The 2,369-nt window shown below is 55.7% G+C and carries 3 protein-coding genes; all 3 read right to left on the bottom strand.

The window, feature by feature from the left end; all coding sequences use genetic code 11:
- Positions 1-825 (bottom strand): DUF2130 domain-containing protein (locus HY010_17815; protein ID MBI3477592.1); only part of this gene is annotated, 825 nt, incomplete at its 3' end.
- Between the two features lie 66 nt (positions 826-891).
- Complete coding sequence (locus HY010_17810) at positions 892-1,875, bottom strand: DDE-type integrase/transposase/recombinase (GenBank protein MBI3477591.1); 984 nt, start codon at positions 1,873-1,875, stop codon at positions 892-894.
- Between the two features lie 17 nt (positions 1,876-1,892).
- Complete coding sequence (locus HY010_17805) at positions 1,893-2,192, bottom strand: transposase (protein MBI3477590.1); 300 nt, start codon at positions 2,190-2,192, stop codon at positions 1,893-1,895.
- Positions 2,193-2,369: the final 177 nt, after the last annotated feature.

Below are 2,369 nucleotides of genomic sequence, written 5' to 3'. Positions count from 1 at the left end.
TGCCCATTGCTTCGTGATGGCCTTTTTCTCCTTAGCGAGGTCTTCCTGCATTGAAGAGAAGGCCTCCACTATGGCCTGCACGCGTTGGCGAAATCGTGGGCCTGTCAAATACTGGTAAATCATCTCGGTCTTGGTTTGCTGTCCCTCAGACGCCTGACGCGCTGAAGCGACTTCCACCAACATTTGGCGAAGTGCCACAGCCACGGGAACCACTGATCTGGGATCCGTTATCCAGACCTGGTCAATCAAACCAAATGTCTCCATACCCTTGGGAAGGGTTTGGCTCACTATGACGGCAACCTCTGCCTTTGACGATCGCTGGTCGCCACGCAGCTTTGTCAGCCAACCGTCGCTCCAGTTCTTGGTTCGCTTCGATTCCCAGAGTATCGTGCCGCAGGGTTGGCCAGAGGGGCCGAAAACGATGTGCAGTACATCGCCACCGTGCTCACCCTTCGGGACTGGTTGAATCGTGTCACGTGGGAACTTCGCGCTCAACAACGCTTCGAGTTCAAGCTCTTGCACTTCCCCTTGGAGTTGCTGTGATCCCTGTTCGGCCTTGCGCTTGAGCTCCTCGATCTGTTTCTGCATGGAGGCGATGGTTTGCTCCTTCTCCATCACTTTGAGTTTTAGTGCGTCCTCTGCTTCCTTCTTCGCCTGCTCACGGGTGTTGGCAAGCCCCGCCTGTACTCGTTTCTCAACCGTCAGCTCAAGCTCCCGCTTGGCATCATCTAGCTCTCGCTGTTTTCGGAGAAGGTCGGTTTGAGCTTTCTGCGCGTCCGCGAGCTTTTCGTCTCTGCTCTTCAGAACTTCCTGAAGGTTGGCAATTTCCCTGTCCTTCTGGCCAAGGTCTGTCGCGAGTGCGAGCTTTGCTTTCTTGTGTCCAGTTTTTTCTTAATGAGACAAAATCAGAGAGTTTAGTGAGTCACTTTTTTCCAGGTTGATCCAGTAGTCTTTCCGTTTTTCTCTCGTTGCCTTTTTCATCCCCTCCAGTTCGTTTACCAGGGCCGTTTTATTGTTCACCTGATGCACGTAGGCCGGCGTGAAATTGAAAAGTGCTTGGTGCGGCCGCTGGGTGTTGTAATGGGCGATGTACCGGCCAATCTCCTCTCGCGCTGATCGCTCATCCGGATAATTCCCCACCAGGTAGATCTCTTCCTGTTTGACGGTGCCATAGAACCGCTCGGTGATGGCGTTATCGGTCGGCCGTCGCACCCGGGCAAACGACAGCTCTGCACCCAGAATCTCAAAGAACTCCCGGGTGACTCGTGCGGTGTTCGGCGAGCCACGATCCACCCGCAACTCCGGCTTCCGCTCTGCCGATGAGGGGATCCCTTCCGCCGCCAACGCCGCCCGATAGATCGCCTTCACATGGCCCGCATTCACACTCGGAACCAGATCCCACGCCACCACGCATCGGGAAAAGAAATCGATCACCGTCAGCAGGTACCAACGCAGATGAGCGATCGACAGCCGCGTCCAGTCACTCCCCCAGAGGAGATGTTTTTGCCAGGCCTCATACCGGGGACTGTCCCACGGCGCCGACCGACGATCATACGGCTCCACCTGTCCCCGATGCTTTAAATACCCGTAGATCGCCGAGGCCGACAGATACGTCCCCCAGCCTTGCAGCACCCCTTGAATCCTCCGATGCCGGTACTCCGGATGGGCCGTCTTCACCTCGTCGATCATTCCGCATTCCTCCGGCGTCAACGGATACGTCCGCCGGCTCGGAGCCGGGCGTCGATTCGCACCCCGCTTCCATCGGTAATAGGTCGACCGCGCAATCCCCAGGCCCGCCAGCACCTCACCCACCGCTCGCCCCGCCTGCCGGTGCGCCTCCACCAGTGCCATGACCGCATCCTTTTGGGTTTCCATCAATCGCCCCGCCTCCCTCAATCCAAGCTCATCTCTTTTTTTAACTCGCTGATGACCAGGGATTGGTTCAGCACCACCTCTTTGAGCTTCCGGTTCTCCGCCTCCAATCGCTTGGTGTCCGGGGATTTCAGGGGCTTGCTGTTCCGAAGCGACGCCCGAACGCCCACGGCCAACTGCCGCTTCCATTTCCCATACATCGAATAATGTATCTGGTGCTTCTCCAATCCCTCTTTAATCGTCGCGCACCGCTCGATGTCTTTTAAAATCTCAAACTTCTGTTCGGGAGTGAAAATCCGCCGTACCTTCTTCTCCTCCATGTCGCCCTCCTCCTTGTGAGAACGACTCACTTTATATCTTAATTTTGTCTACATATCAAAAAAACAGGTCACGCCGACAGTGCCTCTAGGAGCCTGTCCGAGTAATGGGCTTGTTTAATGTATTCATTTAGTGTATAGTCCTTCCGTCCCATTCTGACGAGAGGAGACCCCCATGAG

The sequence above is a fragment of the Acidobacteriota bacterium genome, assembly GCA_016196065.1.
Lineage (GTDB): Bacteria > Acidobacteriota > Terriglobia > Terriglobales > Acidobacteriaceae > Acidiflorens.
The sequence above is the reverse complement of the archived record's forward strand: the minus strand, read 5'-3'. Positions and strand labels throughout refer to the sequence as shown.